At 73.1% G+C, this 17,012-nt stretch carries 17 protein-coding genes; 11 read left to right on the top strand and 6 right to left on the bottom strand.

The window, feature by feature from the left end:
* Window positions 1-71: 71 nt before the first annotated feature.
* Window positions 72-1,007 carry a 1-phosphofructokinase family hexose kinase gene (locus J2N69_RS16660; protein WP_230901500.1) on the top strand — a complete coding sequence of 312 codons (936 nt, stop codon included), beginning with the start codon at window positions 72-74 and terminating at the stop codon, window positions 1,005-1,007.
* Between the two features lie 84 nt (window positions 1,008-1,091).
* On the top strand, window positions 1,092-1,940 hold the full coding sequence (locus J2N69_RS16665; protein ID WP_230901501.1) for a class II fructose-bisphosphate aldolase: 849 nt from the start codon (window positions 1,092-1,094) through the stop codon (window positions 1,938-1,940).
* Window positions 1,941-2,033: 93 nt separating this feature from the next.
* On the opposite strand, the gene J2N69_RS16670 is transcribed toward J2N69_RS16665, so the two are convergent.
* Both J2N69_RS16670 and cdgB read right to left on the bottom strand, forming a co-directional pair.
* On the bottom strand, window positions 2,034-3,029 hold the full coding sequence (locus tag J2N69_RS16670; RefSeq protein ID WP_230901502.1) for a carbohydrate-binding protein: 996 nt from the start codon (window positions 3,027-3,029) through the stop codon (window positions 2,034-2,036).
* Between the two features lie 87 nt (window positions 3,030-3,116).
* Complete coding sequence (gene cdgB / locus J2N69_RS16675; protein WP_230901503.1) at window positions 3,117-4,748, bottom strand: diguanylate cyclase CdgB; 1,632 nt, start codon at window positions 4,746-4,748, stop codon at window positions 3,117-3,119.
* 420 nt (window positions 4,749-5,168) lie between these two features.
* Between cdgB and J2N69_RS16680 the strand changes: the two genes are divergently transcribed.
* Window positions 5,169-5,660 (top strand): flavin reductase family protein, encoded by a 492-nt coding sequence (locus J2N69_RS16680; protein WP_127911116.1) that lies wholly within the window; start codon window positions 5,169-5,171, stop codon window positions 5,658-5,660.
* Between the two features lie 369 nt (window positions 5,661-6,029).
* Here the strand turns inward: J2N69_RS16680 and arfB are convergent, their stop codons facing one another.
* On the bottom strand, window positions 6,030-6,458 hold the full coding sequence (arfB, locus tag J2N69_RS16685; RefSeq protein WP_230901504.1) for an alternative ribosome rescue aminoacyl-tRNA hydrolase ArfB: 429 nt from the start codon (window positions 6,456-6,458) through the stop codon (window positions 6,030-6,032).
* 212 nt (window positions 6,459-6,670) lie between these two features.
* Here arfB and J2N69_RS16690 point away from each other — a divergent pair, with 212 nt between their 5' ends.
* The 4 genes from J2N69_RS16690 to J2N69_RS16705 all read left to right on the top strand — a co-directional run bounded on the left by J2N69_RS16690 (window position 6,671) and on the right by J2N69_RS16705 (window position 9,384).
* Window positions 6,671-7,246, top strand: coding sequence for a TerD family protein (locus J2N69_RS16690; RefSeq protein ID WP_230901505.1), 576 nt, complete (start codon window positions 6,671-6,673; stop codon window positions 7,244-7,246).
* 197 nt (window positions 7,247-7,443) lie between these two features.
* The gene (locus tag J2N69_RS16695; RefSeq protein ID WP_230901506.1) at window positions 7,444-7,809 is read left to right on the top strand and encodes a PadR family transcriptional regulator; all 366 of its coding nucleotides are present in this window, start codon (window positions 7,444-7,446) and stop codon (window positions 7,807-7,809) included.
* Window positions 7,778-8,836: a hypothetical protein gene (locus J2N69_RS16700; RefSeq protein ID WP_230901507.1), complete on the top strand. Its 1,059-nt coding sequence runs from the start codon at window positions 7,778-7,780 to the stop codon at window positions 8,834-8,836. The genes J2N69_RS16695 and J2N69_RS16700 overlap by 32 nt, the downstream gene beginning before the upstream one ends.
* A 38-nt stretch (window positions 8,837-8,874) precedes the next feature.
* Complete coding sequence (locus tag J2N69_RS16705; RefSeq protein WP_230901508.1) at window positions 8,875-9,384, top strand: GNAT family N-acetyltransferase; 510 nt, start codon at window positions 8,875-8,877, stop codon at window positions 9,382-9,384.
* 9 nt (window positions 9,385-9,393) lie between these two features.
* On the opposite strand, the gene J2N69_RS16710 is transcribed toward J2N69_RS16705, so the two are convergent.
* Both J2N69_RS16710 and J2N69_RS16715 read right to left on the bottom strand, forming a co-directional pair.
* A complete protein-coding gene (locus tag J2N69_RS16710; RefSeq protein WP_408056739.1) occupies window positions 9,394-10,857 on the bottom strand; it encodes a M1 family metallopeptidase in 1,464 nt (487 codons plus the stop codon).
* A 121-nt stretch (window positions 10,858-10,978) separates the two neighbouring features.
* On the bottom strand, window positions 10,979-11,536 hold the full coding sequence (locus J2N69_RS16715) for a GlcG/HbpS family heme-binding protein (protein WP_230901509.1): 558 nt from the start codon (window positions 11,534-11,536) through the stop codon (window positions 10,979-10,981).
* A gap of 309 nt (window positions 11,537-11,845) precedes the next feature.
* On the opposite strand from J2N69_RS16715, the gene J2N69_RS16720 reads away from it, so the two are divergent.
* The 3 genes from J2N69_RS16720 to J2N69_RS16730 are packed head-to-tail and all read left to right on the top strand — an operon-like array spanning window position 11,846 to window position 14,423.
* Window positions 11,846-13,210: a sensor histidine kinase gene (locus tag J2N69_RS16720; protein WP_408056740.1), complete on the top strand. Its 1,365-nt coding sequence runs from the start codon at window positions 11,846-11,848 to the stop codon at window positions 13,208-13,210.
* The gene (locus J2N69_RS16725) at window positions 13,207-13,896 is read left to right on the top strand and encodes a response regulator (protein WP_230901510.1); all 690 of its coding nucleotides are present in this window, start codon (window positions 13,207-13,209) and stop codon (window positions 13,894-13,896) included. Before J2N69_RS16720 ends, J2N69_RS16725 begins: the two co-directional genes overlap by 4 nt.
* Before the next feature lie 29 nt (window positions 13,897-13,925).
* Complete coding sequence (locus tag J2N69_RS16730) at window positions 13,926-14,423, top strand: hypothetical protein (protein ID WP_127911113.1); 498 nt, start codon at window positions 13,926-13,928, stop codon at window positions 14,421-14,423.
* Window positions 14,424-14,894: 471 nt separating this feature from the next.
* On the opposite strand, the gene J2N69_RS16735 is transcribed toward J2N69_RS16730, so the two are convergent.
* Window positions 14,895-15,617, bottom strand: coding sequence for a pentapeptide repeat-containing protein (locus J2N69_RS16735; protein WP_408056741.1), 723 nt, complete (start codon window positions 15,615-15,617; stop codon window positions 14,895-14,897).
* A 159-nt stretch (window positions 15,618-15,776) separates the two neighbouring features.
* Between J2N69_RS16735 and J2N69_RS16740 the strand changes: the two genes are divergently transcribed.
* On the top strand, window positions 15,777-16,955 hold the full coding sequence (locus tag J2N69_RS16740) for an NAD(P)-binding protein (RefSeq protein WP_230901511.1): 1,179 nt from the start codon (window positions 15,777-15,779) through the stop codon (window positions 16,953-16,955).
* Window positions 16,956-17,012: the final 57 nt, after the last annotated feature.

Consider the following 17,012-nt stretch of genomic DNA (forward strand, 5'->3'; position numbering starts at 1 on the left):
ACCGCCTTCTGTTTGGCATGATCAGAACCGGCGAAAGAGCGGCAGCGCACGGCACTTAGGGGGTGGTACGAGTGATGCTCACCGTCACGTTGAACGCGGCGCTCGACCTCACCTACCGCGTCCCCGCCCTCACCCCGCACACCACCCACCGCGTCACCGAGGTGATCGAACGCCCCGGCGGCAAGGGCGTGAACGTCGCCCGCGTCCTCGCCGCCCTCGGCCACGAGGTGACCGTCACCGGCTTCGCGGGCGGCGGCACCGGACGCGTCCTGCGCGAGCGCCTGGCCGACGAGCCGCGCGTGACGGTCGCGTTCGCCCCCGTCGCGGGCGCCACGCGCCGCACCGTCGCCGTGGCCGACGCGGCGACCGGCGACACCACCCAGCTCAACGAACCGGGCCCGACCGTCACCCCCGCCGAGTGGGCCGCCTTCCTGGACACCTACGAGGCGTTGGTGCACCGCCCGGGCACGACGGCGGTCGCGCTCTGCGGCAGCCTGCCGCCCGGCGTCCCCGTCGGCGCGTACGCCCTGCTCGTACGCGCCGCGCGCGCCGCCCACGTCCCCGTACTGCTCGACACCAGCGGCGAGCCGCTGCGCCGTGCCGTCGCCGCGCGCCCTGACATCATCAAGCCCAACGCCGAGGAACTCGGCGAGCTGACCGGCTTCCACGAGCCCGTCCGGGCCACCCGCGACGCCCGCCGCAGGGGCGCGCACGCCGTGGTCGCCTCGCTCGGCGCCGACGGCCTGTTCGCCCTCACCCCGGACGGCGGCTGGCAGGCGCGGCCCCCCGCCCCGGTGCGCGGCAACCCCACGGGCGCGGGCGACTCGGCGGTCGCCGGACTGCTCTCCGGGCTCGCCGAGGGCCTGCCCTGGCCGGACCGGCTGGCCCGCGCCGTCGCCCTGTCGGCGGCGACCGTGGCGGCCCCGGCGGCGGGCGAGTTCGACCGCACGACGTACGAGGACCTGCTGACGCGCGTCGCGGTGACCGGCCGCCCCGCGGCGGCCTGACGCAGCACCCGCCAAGAAGCACCCACCTAGAGCCGTATCCGCACCGCACAACGGGGCGCAGCGCCCCGGGAATTGGGGAGCTCCGTGCCACTGGTCAGCACCGGCGAACTCGTCGGACAGGCCCGCGCGGCGGGTCATGGCGTCGCGGCGTTCAACGTCATCACGCTGGAGCACGCGGAGGCGATCGCGCTGGGCGCCGAGCGGGCGGGCACCCCGGCGATCCTCCAGATCTCCGAGAACGCGGTGAGGTTCCACGGCGGCCGGCTGTCGGCGATCGCGGCGGCGACCGCGGCGGTCGCCCACGCCTCCCCGGCCCGTCTCGCCCTCCACCTGGACCACGTGACGGACGTCGAACTGCTGCGCGCCGCGCACCCGGAGGGCTTCAGCTCCGTCATGTTCGACGCGTCGAAGCTGGCGTACGGCGAGAACGTGAAGGCGACGGCGGACGCGGTGCGCTGGGGCCATGAGCGGGGCATGTGGATCGAGGCCGAGCTGGGCGAGGTGGGCGGCAAGGAGGGCGAGCCGCCGCTGGACGCGCACGCGCCGGGGGTGCGCACGGACCCGGCGGAGGCGGCCGCGTACGTCGCCGACACGGGCGTGGACGCCCTCGCGGTGGCCGTCGGCTCCACGCACGCGATGACGGAGCGGACGGCCTGCCTGGACCACGAGTTGATCGCGTCCCTGCGCGCCGCGGTGCCGGTCCCCCTGGTCCTGCACGGCTCAAGTGGCGTCCCGGACGCGGAGATCCGCCGGGCGATCGCCTCCGGCATGGTGAAGATCAACGTGGGCACGGCGCTCAACACGGCGTTCACGGGCGAGGTGCGCGCCTACCTGGCGGGCGACCCGAAGGGCGTCGACCCGCGCAAGTACCTGACGCTCGCCCGGGAGGCGATGGCGGAGACGACGGCCCGCTTCCAGCGCCTCCTGGTCTGAGCACGTCGTCCCGCGAGCCCGCCGGGGCCCGTCCACGCGCGAGGCGCTCGACCGGGAGTCCCGGTCGAGCGCCTCGCCTCGTGGTGCGCGCGGTCAGCTGGTCACGTGACCGGCCTTCAGCCAGAACTGGTCCAGGTTGGCGTTGCACCGGTCGCCCTCCTCGCAGGAGACCGTGAGCGTGTTGGTGCCCTTGGACAGCTCGACATAGACGTAGGTCTTGGTCCAGCCCTTGTCCCAGGCGCCCTTCTCGGCGCGGGCGAAGTTGTCCATGTTGACCTTGCGCTCGGACTGGCTGCCGTTCACCGTCAGCGTGGTCTCGGCGGCCTCGCCCGGCACGCCATAGCCCACGAAGAGGGTGTAGGCGCCGTCCTTCGGGATGCCGTTGACGGTCCACGTGACCCGCGCGCCGGGCTTGTCGAGCCCGGCCACGTACACCCCTCCGGCGGACTTGGCACCCGGCACGTCGGAGGCCGTCGTCGTGCCGCCCTCCAGCTTCAGGGCCTTCGCGTCCGTCTGCGGCAGCTCGGTCTTCTCCTTCGGCTTCTTCGCCGGCTTCTCGCTGGGCTCGACCGACGTCGCCTGCGACGGCTTGCCGCCGGTCTGCGTGTCGCCGCCCTTGTCCTCGTCCTTGCCGCCGAAGAGCATGGCGGCGCCGATGCCGATGGCGACGACGGCCACCACCGCGATGGCCGCTATCAGCAGCCCCTTGGTGTTGGGCCCCCGGCCGCGGCCACCGCCGCCGCCCGCGGGCGCGTACTGCGGCGAGGCGACGGGCGCGCCGCCGGGCTGCGCCTCGGGTGCGGTGTAGTGGGGGTTCGGCCGGCCGTGGCCACCCTGCTGCGGCTGCTGCTGCGGGACCTGCTGGCCGTACGTCTGCTGCGCCGCCTGGGCCTGGCCGTACGCCGGGCGCCGGTCACCGACCGCCCGTACGTGGTGGTACGAGGAACGGGGACCCGGGTACCCATAGCCGCCCCCGCCGCCCGGCGGGGTCGCTCCGGCCGCCTGTCCGTCCTCGTAGAGGTAGCCGAACGGATCGTCGTCGCCCTGCGGCGCGCTCGGCGTGTTCTCGCCGTTATTGCCGGGCGTCATTCCCAGGTCACTCCCTCACATCGCTGACGCGGGGAGCCTACCCGGTCCGGCTGGTGCCAACGGGTGGCGTCGGCCTCATCGACGCCGTCAGCCGGCCCGCCGCTGCTGCTTGGCACGGGAGCGTTTCTCCACGTACATCCGCTGGTCGGCGGAGTGCAACACTTCGTCCGCCGACATGCCGCAGTGCGCCCAGCCGATGCCGAAACTGGCGCCCACCCGCACCGCCCTGCCGTCGACGCGGATCGGCGGGATGATCGCGTTCCGCAGCCGGACCGCGAGGTCCTGGGCGTCGGCGCGGCCGAGCCCGTCCGCGAGGACGACGAACTCGTCGCCGCCGAGCCGCGCCACGGTGTCCCCGTCCCGCACTCCGCTGGTGAGCCTTCTCGCCACCTCGATGAGGACGGCGTCACCGGTGTGGTGCCCGAACCGGTCGTTGATCGACTTGAAGCCGTCGAGGTCGCAGAAGAGGACCGCGAGCCCCTTGGTCCCGTCGTCTACCTCCCCCTCCTCGGGAGCGATGGTGTGCACGTGGTGGTCGAAGCCCTCGTCGTGCTGGAGCGAGGCGTGGCCGAAGTCGTAGCCGTGTTCGTAGGCGGCGTCGAGGGAGTCGACGGCGCTGGGCCGACCCGCGTGCGGCCTGCGGCACAGGCGGGAGCTGAGCCGGGCCCGCAGCTCGGCGGAGTTGGGCAGTCCGGTGAGCGAGTCATGGCTGGCCCGGTGGGCGAGCTGGAGTTCGCGGCGCTTGCGTTCCTCGATGTCCTCGACGTGCGTGAGCAGGAAGCGCGGCCCGTCGGCGGCGTCCGCGACGACGGAGTTGCGCAGCGACACCCACACGTACGTCCCGTCGCGCCGCGCGAGGCGCAGCTCGGCCCGGCCGCCCTCGGCGGAGGTGCGCAGGAGCGTGCCGATGTCCTCGGGGTGGACGAGGTCGGAGAAGGAGTAGCGCCGCATGGCGGAGGCGGGGCGCCCGAGGAGGCGGCACAGGGCGTCGTTCGTCCGCAGGAGCCGTCCGTGCTGGTCGCCGCCCATCTCGGCGATGGCCATGCCGGAGGGCGCGTACTCGAAGGCCTGCCGGAAGGACTCCTCGCTGGCCCGCAGTGCCTGCTGCTCGCGCTCCAGGCGGACCAGGGCGCGCTGCATGTTGGCGCGCAGCCGGGCGTTGCTGATCGCGATGGCGGCCTGGAAGGCGTACATCTGGAGGGCCTCGCGGCCCCAGGCGCCGGGCCTGCGGCCGTTGCGCGGCCGGTCCACGGAGATCACGCCGAGCAGCTCGCCGCCGGCCGCGCCGGTGGCGTACATCGGGGCGAAGAGGCGGTCGGCGGGGTGCCACTCGTCCTCGAAGCGGGGCTCGGGGCCCTCGGTGTACCACTGCGGGACGTCGTCGTCGTCGAGGACCCAGCCCTCGGTGTACGAGATGAAGCGCAGGGCGCCCCACGCCTCGCCCATGGCGAGGCGGCGCTCCCAGGCGTCACGGGAGCCGACGCGTCCGGTGATGAGGGCCTCGGCGGCGGGGTTGCCCGCGAAGGCGGCGACGACGAGGTCGCCGTCCGGGCGCACGAGATTGACGCAGGCCAGTTCATAGCCAAGGCCGTTGACGACGCCGTCGGCGACGGTCTGCAGCGTGTCCGCCAGGCTCCGGGCGGTGTTCAGCTCCGCAACCACCTGATGCAGCTGCCGCAGGGTCGCAAGACGGACGTACGGCTCCGACTCGGTCTCCATGCTCGTTCTCCCCGAGACCTCGACAGCAATCCAGGATGCGCGGCGCCCGCAGTGACTTTCTGTGCCCTTGTGCCCTCAGTGTCTTATTGCCACCGTCACTGAATCACAGCGAGCTGCCCACTCGGTACACAGGGTCAACAAAATATGGGTCCTGTGACTCAAGTCACAGGTGGGGCACCACCGTTGGTCCAGACCCTTGGCCTGGACCACCGCTGTGCGCGGCACCGCGTGCCACCCCTTCTCGGCCCTCGGTCCTAGGACCTGTCTCGGCCGCGGGGCCGATGTGCCGCGGGGCGCGTCCGGGCTAGCGTCGCCATCGTGGCTCACGTACTGAAGACTCCCCCGGCCCCGCCTTCCCCCCGCGACCCGTCGCCGGGTGGGCATGCTGACGGGGTGAGCAACGACGAGTTCCGCGCGGCGATGTCCCGCCTGGCGGCGGGCGTGGTCCTGGTGACGGCGCGCGAGCCGGGCCTGGACCCCGACGACCCCGGCGCGCCCGCGGGCGAGGACGTGGGCATGACCGCGACCGCCTTCCTCTCCGTCTCGCTGGACCCGCCCCTGGTCATGGTGAGCCTGCGCGAGGGCTCCCGGATGGACGACCTGCTCGCCGAGCAACCGCTGTGGGCGGTCTCGGTGCTCTCCGAGAACCAGCGGCACATCGCGGGCCGCTTCGCGATGAAGGGCCGCATCAGCGACCGGCTCCTCTTCGAGGACATCCCGTGCGTACGGGGCACGGAGTCCGGCGCCCCGCTGATCGGCGGCGCGCTGTCGACCCTGGAGTGCCGCACGGAGCAGACGGTGGCGGCGGGCGATCACACCCTGGTGATCGGCCGCGTGCTGACTGCGTCACTGCCGAGCGGGGAGGGGGGCCCGCTGCTGTACTTCCGGGGCCGGTACAGGCACCTGGGCTGAGCCGTGCCTCCCTGGGGGCGCGGGGAATGCGCGCCCAGCGCACGAAAAGCCGCAGCCGGGGACGGTCCGACAGCCGGACTGAGCGCCCCGCAGGGGCGCGGAGAACTGCGCGCTCGGCCCGCGAAAAGCCGCAGACGCAACTGCCGAGAACCCCGCACACGCGACTGCGGCTCATCCGTGGCTGCTCGCGCAGTTCCCCGCGCCCCTGACGGGGGCGAACACCTCAGCCCCAGCCCTGCCCCGCCCCAAAGGGGCGCGGGGAACTGCGCGCTCGGCCCAAGACAAGCCGCAGACGCAACTGCCGAAGACTCCGCACACGCGCCTGCGGCCCATCCGTGGCTGCCCGCGCCCCTGGCGGGGGCGATCACCTCAGCCCCAGCCCTGCCCCGACCTGCCCCGCTTCGTCTCGCTGCGCTGCTTCTTGTTCCGCAGCCTTCGTTCGTTGATGCCCCGCGGGATCTTGGTCGCGCGCCGCGGCTTCGGCGGCGGGGCGGTGGCCTCGGCGAGGAGGGCGGCCAGCCGGGTGGCCGCCATCTCCCGGTTCCGCCACTGAGAGCGGTGCTCGCTCGCCCGTACGCTGATGACGCCGTCCACGAGCCGGGAGGCAAGCCGCTCCAGGGCCCGCCGCTTCCACACCTCGGGCAGCGCGTCGGTGTTCGCGAGGTCGAACCGCAGCTCGACCTGTGAGTCACTGGTGTTGACGTGCTGACCGCCCGGCCCGGACGACCGCGAGAAACGCCACATCAGCTCGGCCTCGGGCAGGGAGACGGAGCCGCGGATGACATGGGGACCGGACATGCCCCCATGGTCCCCCGCCTGTCGGGCTCACGTCACGCCGTTTTCGGGCGGGGCCGCCCCGCCAGGGAAACGTAAAGAAAGTAAAGCCATGCGGAACCTTCGGGACCTCGGTCGGCGTTGGTACCAGTGAAGGTAGCTTCGTCCCCAGTACGAAGCCCGTTGCGCACTGACTTCACGCGGTGCGTCGCAAACGAGGGAAGGGACTCCCAACAATGGCAGTAAGCCTGTCCAAGGGTGGCAACGTCTCGCTCACCAAGGAGGCTCCGGGCCTGACCGCCGTCACCGTGGGGCTCGGCTGGGACGTCCGCACCACCACCGGCACCGACTTCGACCTGGACGCCTCCGCGATCGCGGTGAACACGCAGGGCAAGGTCTACTCCGACCAGCACTTCGTCTTCTTCAACAACAAGGCGACGCCGGACCAGACCATCGTCCACACCGGTGACAACGTCACGGGCCAGGGCGAGGGCGACGACGAGCAGATCAACGTCAACCTCCAGGGCCTGCCGGCCGACATCGAGAAGATCGTCTTCCCGGTCTCGATCTACGACGCCGAGAACCGCTCGCAGAACTTCGGCCAGGTCCGCAACGCGTTCATCCGCATCATCAACCAGGCGGGTGGCACGGAGATCGCGCGGTACGACCTCTCCGAGGACGCCGCCACCGAGACCGCCATGGTCTTCGGCGAGCTCTACCGCAACGGCGCGGAGTGGAAGTTCCGCGCGGTCGGCCAGGGCTACGCCTCGGGCCTGGTAGGCATCGCCCAGGACTTCGGCGTCAACGTCTGAGCCGACCCCGGCTCCCCCTGACGTACGCCTCCAGAGGGCCCCGGCACCTGTGCCGGGGCCCTCTGGCGCGCCCGGCCCCCGACGCACACCCACCGACACCCGAGCAGTCGAGCGGTCGAGGAGGCAGCTATTATTGTTTTCGTAATAGTCCGTGGACCAGACATGTGACCCGCCCAGGGAAGCCAGGGAGAACACCTGTGCCCGACGCCCACACCCCGTGGACCCGCGCCGCCCTGCCCCTGTGCCTGCTCGGGACCCTCGACGGCGAGGAGAAGAGCTACGGCTACGCCCTGTTGAACCGCCTCGCCGACGCGGGTCTGCACGGCATCAAGGCCGCCACGCTCTACCCCGCCCTCGCCCGCCTCGAAGAGGAGGGCGCCGTCGAGGTCGAGTGGGGCGCCGGCGAAGGCGGTCCCGGACGGAAGTACTACCGGATCACCGAGGAGGGGCGGGCGAGACTGCGGCGTGACCAGGCCGCGTGGGGTGACTTCACCCGGACCGTCGCCTCGCTCCTCGGCAAGGGGGATGACAGTGGGCAAGCCGCCGACGACACGGACGCCTGACCTCGTCTGGGCCGGCGAGGAGGACCAGGACTGGGCCGACACCGTCCGCATACGGCTCGCGCTCGATCACGACGTGCCCCTCGGCCTCGCCGAGGAGGTGCTCGCCGAGGCGCACCAGCTCGTGCACGAGGCCGGGCGGCCCGCGCCCGAGTTGCTCGGCGCCCCGGAGGCGTACGCGTCCGCGGTCGCCGCCGAGCGCGTCAGCGAGAAGGACCGGGCCAAGGCCGACGCGCGCGGCCTGACACCCGGCGAACACGTCTCCGCCGCCTTCGGGATGCTCGGGTTCATCGGGTTCGTCCTGTGCGCGCTGTGCTGGATCGAGGACGGGCTGTGGGTGACGGGGAGCTGGGCCTCGGTCGCCGGGTATGCCACGGTCGTGGCCGCCGTCTCGCTGGCCGCCCTCGCCTTCGTCGCCCGCGGCGCCGGACGGATGCGGGGCATGTGGGGCTTCGCCGCCGGGGCCGTCTGCGCCGTCGCGGGCGGGTCCGCCGTCGCCGCCGCGGCACCCGGGGAACGGTTGTTCACCGTGCCCGTGCCGGTGCTCATGGCCGGCTGCGCGGCCTGGACCGTCGGTGCCTTCGTCTTCCCCGACGCCACCCTCGACCGCTGGTTCACGCCGCGCCCGCAGGCCGGTGACGCGCAGTGGCTGACGCGGCTCGAAGGGCTGCTGCGGGGGCGGCACGCCATGCCGGCCGCCGAGGCGCGCGGCCATGTGCGGGAGGCCCGGCAGCATCTCGCCTGGGCGGGCGGTGAACGGGCCGAGGACGCCTTCGGTGACGTCGAGGTCTACGCCATGCGGCTCGCCGAAGGCCCCCGCAAGCGTCGCCGCCTCGCCCGGAACAAGATGTACCGCGCGGTCGCCATGGCGGTGCTCTTCGCCGTGATCGCCGTCGACAAGGCGCTCGAAGCGGGCCACTTCTCCGGCTGGGTGGCCATGTACGTGGTCGCGTCGGCCTGCTGGTGCTGGACGGCGCTCGGCGAGTGGCGCGAGGCACGCGAGCCGGCCGGGACACGACCGCCCCGCTAGCCGGGCCCCGCCGGACGGCCCCCGCTAGCCTGCGCCGCATGATCCTCGAACCGCTCACCGCCGTCGACGGAGCCCTGCCCGGTCATCTGCTCACCGAGGTGACCGCGCTGTACGCGGCGGACCGGGAGTTCTTCGCGCTCAGCGGGGAGTTCCCCGATCCGGACGACATCGGCGTCGAGCAGGTCGCCAAGGCCCTCGCGGACGAACTCGCCCGCCCCGGCGCCGAGGTGTTGCTCGCCCGCTCCGAGGGACGGCTCGTCGGCGTCGTCATCACCCTCGCCCACCACCCCGACCCCACCGACCCCGACCCGTGGATCGGGCTGCTGGTCGTGGCCGCGGACCCGCACCGCACGGGCGTGGGCCAGGAGGTGGTGCGCCGCGTCGAGGACCGCTTCCGGGCGGCGGGGCGCAGCGCCGTGCGCCTCGCGGTCCCGGAGAACAACCCGAAGGCACTGCGGTTCTGGACGGCGCTCGGCTACCTCGTCATCGGCCACCGCGAGGACCGCGCCCCGCGCCGCCCGTGCGCGGTGCTGCGCAAACCGCTGTGAGCCCGCGCCTCAGGGGCGGTCCGGCCTGCCGTCCCCGTACAGCCAGTCCCCCCAGATCCGGCTGACCTTCTCGCGCGCCTCGTCGCCGCCCGCGTGCTCCTCGACGTACTCGGTGAAGTCCCTGGTGTCGGCGTTCTTGTGCCGGTACGTCTTCGCCCAGCCCTGCACGATGTCGTAGAACGCGTCGTCGCCCACGGCCCGGCGGATCTTGTGGATGACCATCGCGCCGCGCTCGTAGACCGGCGCGTCCGAGATGTGCTCGGCGTCCGTGGGCCGGGCGGGCGGGAAGGCCCAGATCGCCTCGTTGTCCGCGTCGTCCTCGTAGTAGTCGCCCTCGTACAGCGCGTCGAAGACGTCCTGCGCGCTGTCGCCGCCCTGGTCCTCCTCGTACAGCCACTCCGCGTACGTGGCGAAGCCTTCGTTGAGCCACATGTCCCGCCAGGACTTGGGCGTGACGGAGTCGCCGAACCACTGGTGGGCGATCTCGTGGACGACGAGCGCGGTCTCCGGGGCGCCGGGGTAGACGGGGCGGGTCTGCGTCTCCAGGGCGTACCCGGCGTCCTCCTCGCGGTCGACGATCGCGCCGGCCGAGGAGAATGGGTACGGCCCGAAGTTGTACTCCGCCCACTCCAGGATGTCCGAGATCTTCGCGAGGACCTTCTTGCTCGCCTTCGCCTGCGAGGGGTCGACGGCCGTGATGACGGGCAGCCCGTCCTCTGTCGCCGTCGTCTTCATCTCGTACTTCCCGACGGCCACGGTCGCGAGGTAGCTCGCCATCGGCTCGGCGCTGTGCCAGGCGAAGGTGGTGCGGCCGTTCTTGGTCGACTCGCGCGTCAACTCGCCGTTGGAGACGGCCGTCAGGCCCTTGGGGACGGTGATCTCTATGTCGTACGACGCCTTGTCGCTCGGGTGGTGGTTGCCCGGGAACCACGCCATGGACCCGGTCGGCTGGCCGAGCGCGAGCGCGCCGTCCGCCGTCTTGAGCCAGCCCTCCTCGGAGCCGTCGGCGTCCGTGATGGTCTCCGGGGCGCCGGAGTAGCGGACGGTCGCCACGAACGTCTCGCCGCGGTCCAGCTCGTCGGCCGGGCGGACGCGGAGCTCGTGGCCCGCGCGCTGGAACCGGGCCGCCTTGCCCTCGACGGTGATCCCCGAGACGTCGAGCCCCTTGAGGTCGAGGTTGAAGGAGCTGAGGTTCTTCGCGGCGCGGGCGGTGATCTCGGCGGTGCCGGTGAGGTGGCGCCCGTCGGGGTCGTAGCCGAGGGTCAGGGCGTAGTGCGTGACGTCGTAGCCGCCGTTGCCCAGCTTCGGGAAGTACGGGTCGCGCACGCCGTCCGCGCCGGGGGTGCCGTCCACGCCCGAGCCGCCGCACCCGCTGACGGCGACGAGCAGCGCGAGGGCGCAGGCGACGGTACGGGGCGCGGTGGCGGTACGGGGCACGGTGGCGGCTCGGACGGCCGGAGATCGCAGGTCCACGCCGATGATCTTATGCGGCAATTGTTCGGTGTTGGGCGGCCTGGGCCGCCCCTTGTCCCACGGGGCGGTACGGGCCGGGCCGTCGACGTGGTCGACGACCCGGCGGTGTCCCGTCCGCGGCTCAGCGGCCGAGGGCGGCCACGCCCGCGCGCGCGAACTTCTCGTCCAGATCGCCGCTCGGGGCACCCGCGACGCCGATGCCCGCGATGGGTGCGCCCTTGGCGGTCACCGGGGCGCCGCCCGCGAGGAACAGCGTGCCGGGGATGTCCTTCAGGTTGGGGGCCTGCTCCAGGCGCTTGGCCAGCTCGGAGGTGGGGGCGTTCCAGGAGACGGCGGTGTAGGCCTTCTTCTCGGCGGACTCGTACGACTGCGGGCCCGCGCCGTCGCCGCGCAGGGTGACGAGGGTGTTGCCGTTGCGGTCGACGACGGCGACGGTGACGCGCTGGTTCTCCTTCTTCGCGGCGTCCAGGGTGGCCTGCGCGGCCTTCGTGGCGGCGGCGACGGTGAGGTGGGTGGAGCGGGTGAGGTTCTTGTCGCCCGCGTCGGCGGTGACGGCGGCCCGGGCGGCGGCGTCCGGGGTGCCGGCGCTGGCGGAGACGGCACCGAAGGCACCGGCGCCGAGGGCCGTGACGATGACGGCGCCGGTGAGGACGCGGGTACGACGGGAGAGCTGCTGCATCGGGAACTCCTCATGGTGTCCGGGTGGAGGGGGGAAGGGGCCGGAGGGCCGTAGGGGCCGGAGGGGTCACGCCTTCCACCGCCTGCCTCAATCCTCGGGCGGGTCCCGGCCCGCGCCCCTCGGCGTACCGGCTGGGAGCGGCGGGCGACTCGGCCGACACGGGGGTCAGCCGATCGGTTGATCCCCGCGTGGCCCCGCCGGGTCACAATGAGGATGTTTGCCCAGTTCAGCGCGCGTACGGGCCGACAAGTCACGGCACGCCGAACCACGGCACGACGAGTCACGGCATCACGAGAGGGTGGCCCCGCAGTGGACCGACACCGGCCGACCCCGCACACGCCACCGCCCGGCCCTCAGGACACTCCCCCGGGCCACGCACCGGTTCCGGTCCCGGGCTCGAGCCCCCGGCCACAGACGGCGGGCACGCCGGACGACCCCGACGCGCGCTGGCTCGCGGCGGTCATGCACGCCGCGTTCTTCCTGCTCCTCGGCGCCTCGCTGGCCCGCTTCCTGCTGCGGCACCCCGGAGAACCGCGCACGCCGTGGATCATCGCGCTCTCGGTGACACTCGCGCTGCTCTACGCCCTGCCGTCGCCCCTCGCCGCCCTGACGCGGAAGGACCCGGCGTCGTACTCCTCGGGCCCGGCGTCGTACTCCTCGGGCCCGGCGCTCGGCGCGGCGCCGGGTGCCCGCCGCCTCCTGTGGCTCGGCACGGTGGTCGCGGTCTGGGTGGTCCTCGTCGTGCTCGCGCCGAGCTTCGCCTGGTGCGCGGTGCCGCTGTTCTACTCCGGGCTGCGTACGCTGCCGACGCGCGCCGCGCTCGCCCTGGTGGCCGTCCTGACGGCGTTCGTCGTCGCGGCACAGCTGGAACTCGCGGGCCGCTTCGACCCGAACCTGCTGCTCGCGCCGCCGGCCGTGGCGGCGGTGGCCGCCGCCGTCTTCGTCCACACGCAGCGCCAGGCGGCACGTCAGCGCGGACTCATCGACGACCTCATCCGCACCCGCCGCGAACTGGCCGCCACCGAACGCCGCGAGGGCACCCTCGCCGAGCGCCAGCGCCTGTCCATGGAGATCCACGACACCCTCGCCCAGGGCCTGTCCAGCCAACAGATGCTGCTCCAGGCCGCCGACCGCCTCTGGGACACGGACCCCGCCAGGGCCCGCGCCCACGTGCGTACCGCCGAGTCGATCACCGAACGCGGGCTCGCCGAGGCCCGCCGCTTCGTGCACGACCTGGCCCCCGCCGACCTCGCGGACGGCGGCGGCCTCACCGAGGCGCTGCGGGCGCTGGCGCGGCGGGAGTCGGACGCGACGCTGACCGTCCGCTTCCACTTCCACGCGGAGGGCTCCCCGATGCCGCTGCCCGACCGGGTCGGCTCGGCGCTGCTGCGTATCGCGCAGGGCGCGCTGGCCAACGTACGCGAACACGCGCACGCCACCACGGCGGCGCTGACCCTGACACTCCTGGACGACCAGGTGGTCCTGGACGTGGCGGACGACGGCCGCGGCTTCACGCCACCCGCGGCGGGCGTCGTGTCGGCGGGAGTACGAGGCCACGGCCTGCCCGCGATCCGGGCGCGGGCGGGCCGGCTGGGCGGCACACTGACCATCGAGTCGGCGCCGGGCGAGGGCACGGTCCTGTCCGTATCGATCCCGCTGGAGTCCCGCTCATGAACGCACCCCACCCGAACACACCGCACCCGAACACTCCTCACCCGAGTACGCCCCGCCCGCCGGTGCGTCTCCTGGTCTGCGACGACCACGTCGTCGTACGCGCGGGCCTGCTCGCCCTGCTCGGCAGCGCGCCGGACATCGAGGTCGTCGGTGAGGCGGGCACCGGCGAGGAGGCGGTGGCCCTGGCCGCCAAGCTGACCCCGGACGTGGTCCTCATGGACCTGCAGCTGGGCGAGGGCATCGACGGCGTGGAGGCGACGCGCCGCATCACGTCGCCGTCGCCCGGGGCCCCGCCCCACGTCCTGGTCCTGACGACCTACGACACGGACGCCGACATCACGCGGGCGATCGAGGCGGGCGCGACGGGCTACCTCCTCAAGGCCGAGCGCCCCGAGGAACTCTTCTCCGCGATCCACGCCGCGTCCCAGGGCCGCACCGCGCTCTCGCCGCCGGTCGCCTCCCGGGTCATGGCCCGCATGCGCGCCCCGCGCCCCACCCTCACGGACCGCGAGCGCGACATCCTCGGCCAGCTCTCGCGCGGCCTCGGCAACCGCGACATCGCACGGGCCCTGTTCATCAGCGAGGCCACGGTCAAGACCCACCTGGGCCGGATCTACGACAAGTTGGGCGTCGACACGCGAGCGGGCGCGGTGGCGGTGGCGAAGGAGCAGCGGCTGCTGCCGTGAGGGCGGCTCCGGCGTGACACCATCGAACCGTGCTCGACATCGGCTACGCCCTCTCCGCCCGCTTCCCGGACCCCCCTGAGCTGGACTACAGCCGGGCGGACGTCCACACGCTGCGTCACGACCTGTTCTGCGGGGACGTGTATCTGGCGGACACCAAGGCGGACCGGGAGCTGTCCACAGCCTGGGGATGGGTGCCCGTCCTGGACTTCGCGTGGGCGCTGTGCGACATCGTGGAGAGCCTGGACAAGGACCCGATGGGCAGCCGGGCCTCCCGCCCCCAGTACGCGGAGCTGGACTTCACGGAGTCCACGGACCGCATGCTCTTCGCCCGCCGCTTCGGCTGGGTGGACATCGAGGCGGACTGGATGGACCCGGAGGAGCCGCCGCTGAGCTTCTCCCACGCGGAGCTTCGGCGCGAGGCGCGGGACTTCCTCCATGACCTCATCGCGGACCTCACGGACCTCCACGAGTCCCTCGCGGACAACCCCGCGCTCTGGTCCCTCCAGTCCCGCTACCCCCGCCTCTGACCTCCCGGCGCCCGGAGCCATCCCCTGCCCCGCCGTGACCGGCACCCGGCGGCATCCCCTACCCCGCCGCTCCGCGCCGGATGTCTCCCACCCACCCGCCCGAAACTCGGCGGCGAGAGGTCCAGGTAGGGGCGGGCGGGGTGGCCGTTACCCGGCGGCGAGAAGTCCAGGCAGGGGCGCCTGCCCAATACTCAGTGGCTCGACGACGGCCCGCGGTTCGCCGCGCGCCCCAAGGGTCATGGGCGACGACGGCCCGCAGTCGCCCACGCACCGGAGGGGACGTGGGGGTATGTGCGCGCGGAGCACAGTGGTGGTCAGGCCGAGGCGATGAGCAACCGCAGGCCCGCGCCAAGATGGCGAGCACGGACATACCCCCGCGGCCCCGCCCCACAGACGAACCCAAGGCGCCCACCAGCCGCAGCCACCCCCGCCCCACACGCGAACCCCAGGCACCCCAGGCTGCCACCCCGCCTAATCCCCCGGCCCAGCCACCCGCACCCCCACCTCCGCCGCAAACCCCGCCGCCAACTCGATCAACTGCGCAGGACTGATCACCGCCCCGGCCAACGCCCCCAACCCCCGCGCGACCTCCAACTCCCCGGCGGCCCGCAGATCCACGTCCTTCATCCGGACCCCGCTGAAGTCCACCCCCCGCAGCACACAGTCCCGGAACTCCACCCGCTCCAAGGACGCGAGCCCGAAGTCCGGCTCCACCAGCACGCACCCCTCGAAGATCACATCCCGCAACCGCGCCTTCCGCAGATTCAGGTAGTCGATCTTCCCGCCCCGCACCACGACCCGCTCCAGCACACCCCCGTGCAACTGCACACCGCCGAGCCGCGCGTCGACCACCTCCACATCCCTCAGCGACGCCTCCGCGAGATCGGTCCCCACACCCGACACCCCGGTCAGCACGGAGTCGACGAACCGCGCCCGCGCCAGCCGGGTCCCACCCACCCCGCACCCGGACACCGCGCAGTCCATGAAGAGCGCCCCGCCCGCGTCCTGCCCCCCGAGGTCGAGCCCGCGGAACTCGACCCCGTCGTAATCCCCGTCGGGCTCCAGCTCCCCACCCTCGAAGGGCCGCAGCGGCGGCAACCGCACCTCGGCCCGCCGCGCCTGCTTCACGACGCCCACGGCCTTCGTACCCCGCACAGCCTTCGCCTTCTGAACCTTCTGAGCCTTCTGAGCCATGCCCCCATCGTGCCCGCCACCACTGACAACGCCCCGGGCACACCACCGAGATGTCACATCCCCCCACCCGCCACCCGTCCACCCCATGAAGGCCGACAAGAACAACACCACAGGACCAACACCCACACCCCACCCCACGCCACCCCGAGGGAGCCCCCAATGCCCCCAGCCACCCACCTGACCATCATCGGCGGCGGCTTCGCCGGCCTCACCGCGGCCATCACCGCCGCCGAGGCCGGCGCCCGCGTGACCCTGCACGAGGCGCACCACACCCTCGGCGGCCGCGCCCGCACCGCCAAGGCCCCGTACCGCACGAACGAGGGCCCGCACGCCCTCTACAACGGCGGCCCCCACTGGACCTGGCTCAAGCAACGCGACCTCATCGGCCCGCTGGCCCCGCTGCCGCCCCTCGAAGGCACCCGGCTGCGCCTGCACCACCACGGCACGCTGCACCGCGTACCGCCGCTCGCGATGCTCAAGCTGCTGCGCCGCAAGGCCGAACAGGCGCCCGTCGACGAGGACTTCACCACGTGGGCGACGGCCCAGGTCGGCGAGGAGGGCGCGCGGGCCGCCGCGCACTACGTGGGCGTGGCGACGTTCCACCACGACCCGGGTTCCCTCTCGGCCCGCTTCGTGCAGGAACGCCTGCGCCGCGCGACGAAACTGCCTCCCGAGGCCCACTACCCGCGGGGCGGCTGGGCCTCGGTCATCGACCGCATGGCGGCGCTGGCCTGGAAGCTGGGCGTACAGGTGGAGACGCTGGCCCGCGTCGACAGCCTCGCCGACGTCCCCCGCAACGGCCCGGTCGTCGTCGCGACGTCCCTCGACGCGGCCCGCCGCCTCTGCGGCGACGACTCCCTGCGCTGGGAGAGCGGCCGCACCACGCTGGTCGACGTGGCGTTCCGCACCCGCAGGGGAGACGCGTTCGCGGTCTCGGACCTGGACCGGCCGGGCTGGGTCGAGCGTTTCACCGCCCAGGACCGCACGCTGGCCCCCGAGGGCGAACAGCTCGTCCAGGCCCAGATCCCCCTCGCCCCGGACGAGACGAAGCAGGCGGGCGTGGCCCGCGCCGAGCACCTGCTCGACCTCGGCTTCGACGGCTGGCGCGACCGCCTGACGTGGCGCCGCGCCTCGGTGGCGAACGGCCGTACGGGCGCGTTGGACCGCCCCGGCACGACGTGGCGCGACCGCCCGAAGATCGACCGTGGCCACGGCGTGTACCTGGCGGGCGACCAGGTCGCGGCGCCGGGCCTACTGTCCGAGGTGTCGTTCAACAGCGCAGTGGAGGCGGTGACACTCGCGCTGACCAGGTCGAGGCTTGACCTCAAGTCCGCTTGAGGTTGAACAGTAAGGGCTCCAGAGCAAAAGCAGCACCGCACACCCAAGGAGCCCACC

It is taken from the genome of Streptomyces huasconensis, assembly GCF_021028635.1.
In the GTDB taxonomy this organism is placed as follows: domain Bacteria; phylum Actinomycetota; class Actinomycetes; order Streptomycetales; family Streptomycetaceae; genus Streptomyces; species Streptomyces huasconensis.

Bases quoted from the DNA above. Each gene is read 5' to 3' on its own strand.
- J2N69_RS16670 (WP_230901502.1), bottom strand. From the start codon at position 3,029: ATGACGCCCGGCAATAACGGCGAGAACACGCCGAGCGCGCCGCAGGGC.
- cdgB (WP_230901503.1), bottom strand. From the start codon at position 4,748: ATGGAGACCGAGTCGGAGCCGTACGTCCGTCTTGCGACCCTGCGGCAG.
- J2N69_RS16680 (WP_127911116.1), top strand. From the start codon at position 5,169: ATGTCCCGCCTGGCGGCGGGCGTGGTCCTGGTGACGGCGCGCGAGCCG.
- arfB (WP_230901504.1), bottom strand. From the start codon at position 6,458: ATGTCCGGTCCCCATGTCATCCGCGGCTCCGTCTCCCTGCCCGAGGCC.
- J2N69_RS16690 (WP_230901505.1), top strand. From the start codon at position 6,671: ATGGCAGTAAGCCTGTCCAAGGGTGGCAACGTCTCGCTCACCAAGGAG.
- J2N69_RS16705 (WP_230901508.1), top strand. From the start codon at position 8,875: ATGATCCTCGAACCGCTCACCGCCGTCGACGGAGCCCTGCCCGGTCAT.
- J2N69_RS16715 (WP_230901509.1), bottom strand. From the start codon at position 11,536: ATGCAGCAGCTCTCCCGTCGTACCCGCGTCCTCACCGGCGCCGTCATC.
- J2N69_RS16725 (WP_230901510.1), top strand. From the start codon at position 13,207: ATGAACGCACCCCACCCGAACACACCGCACCCGAACACTCCTCACCCG.
- J2N69_RS16735 (WP_408056741.1), bottom strand. From the start codon at position 15,617: ATGGCTCAGAAGGCTCAGAAGGTTCAGAAGGCGAAGGCTGTGCGGGGT.
- J2N69_RS16740 (WP_230901511.1), top strand. From the start codon at position 15,777: ATGCCCCCAGCCACCCACCTGACCATCATCGGCGGCGGCTTCGCCGGC.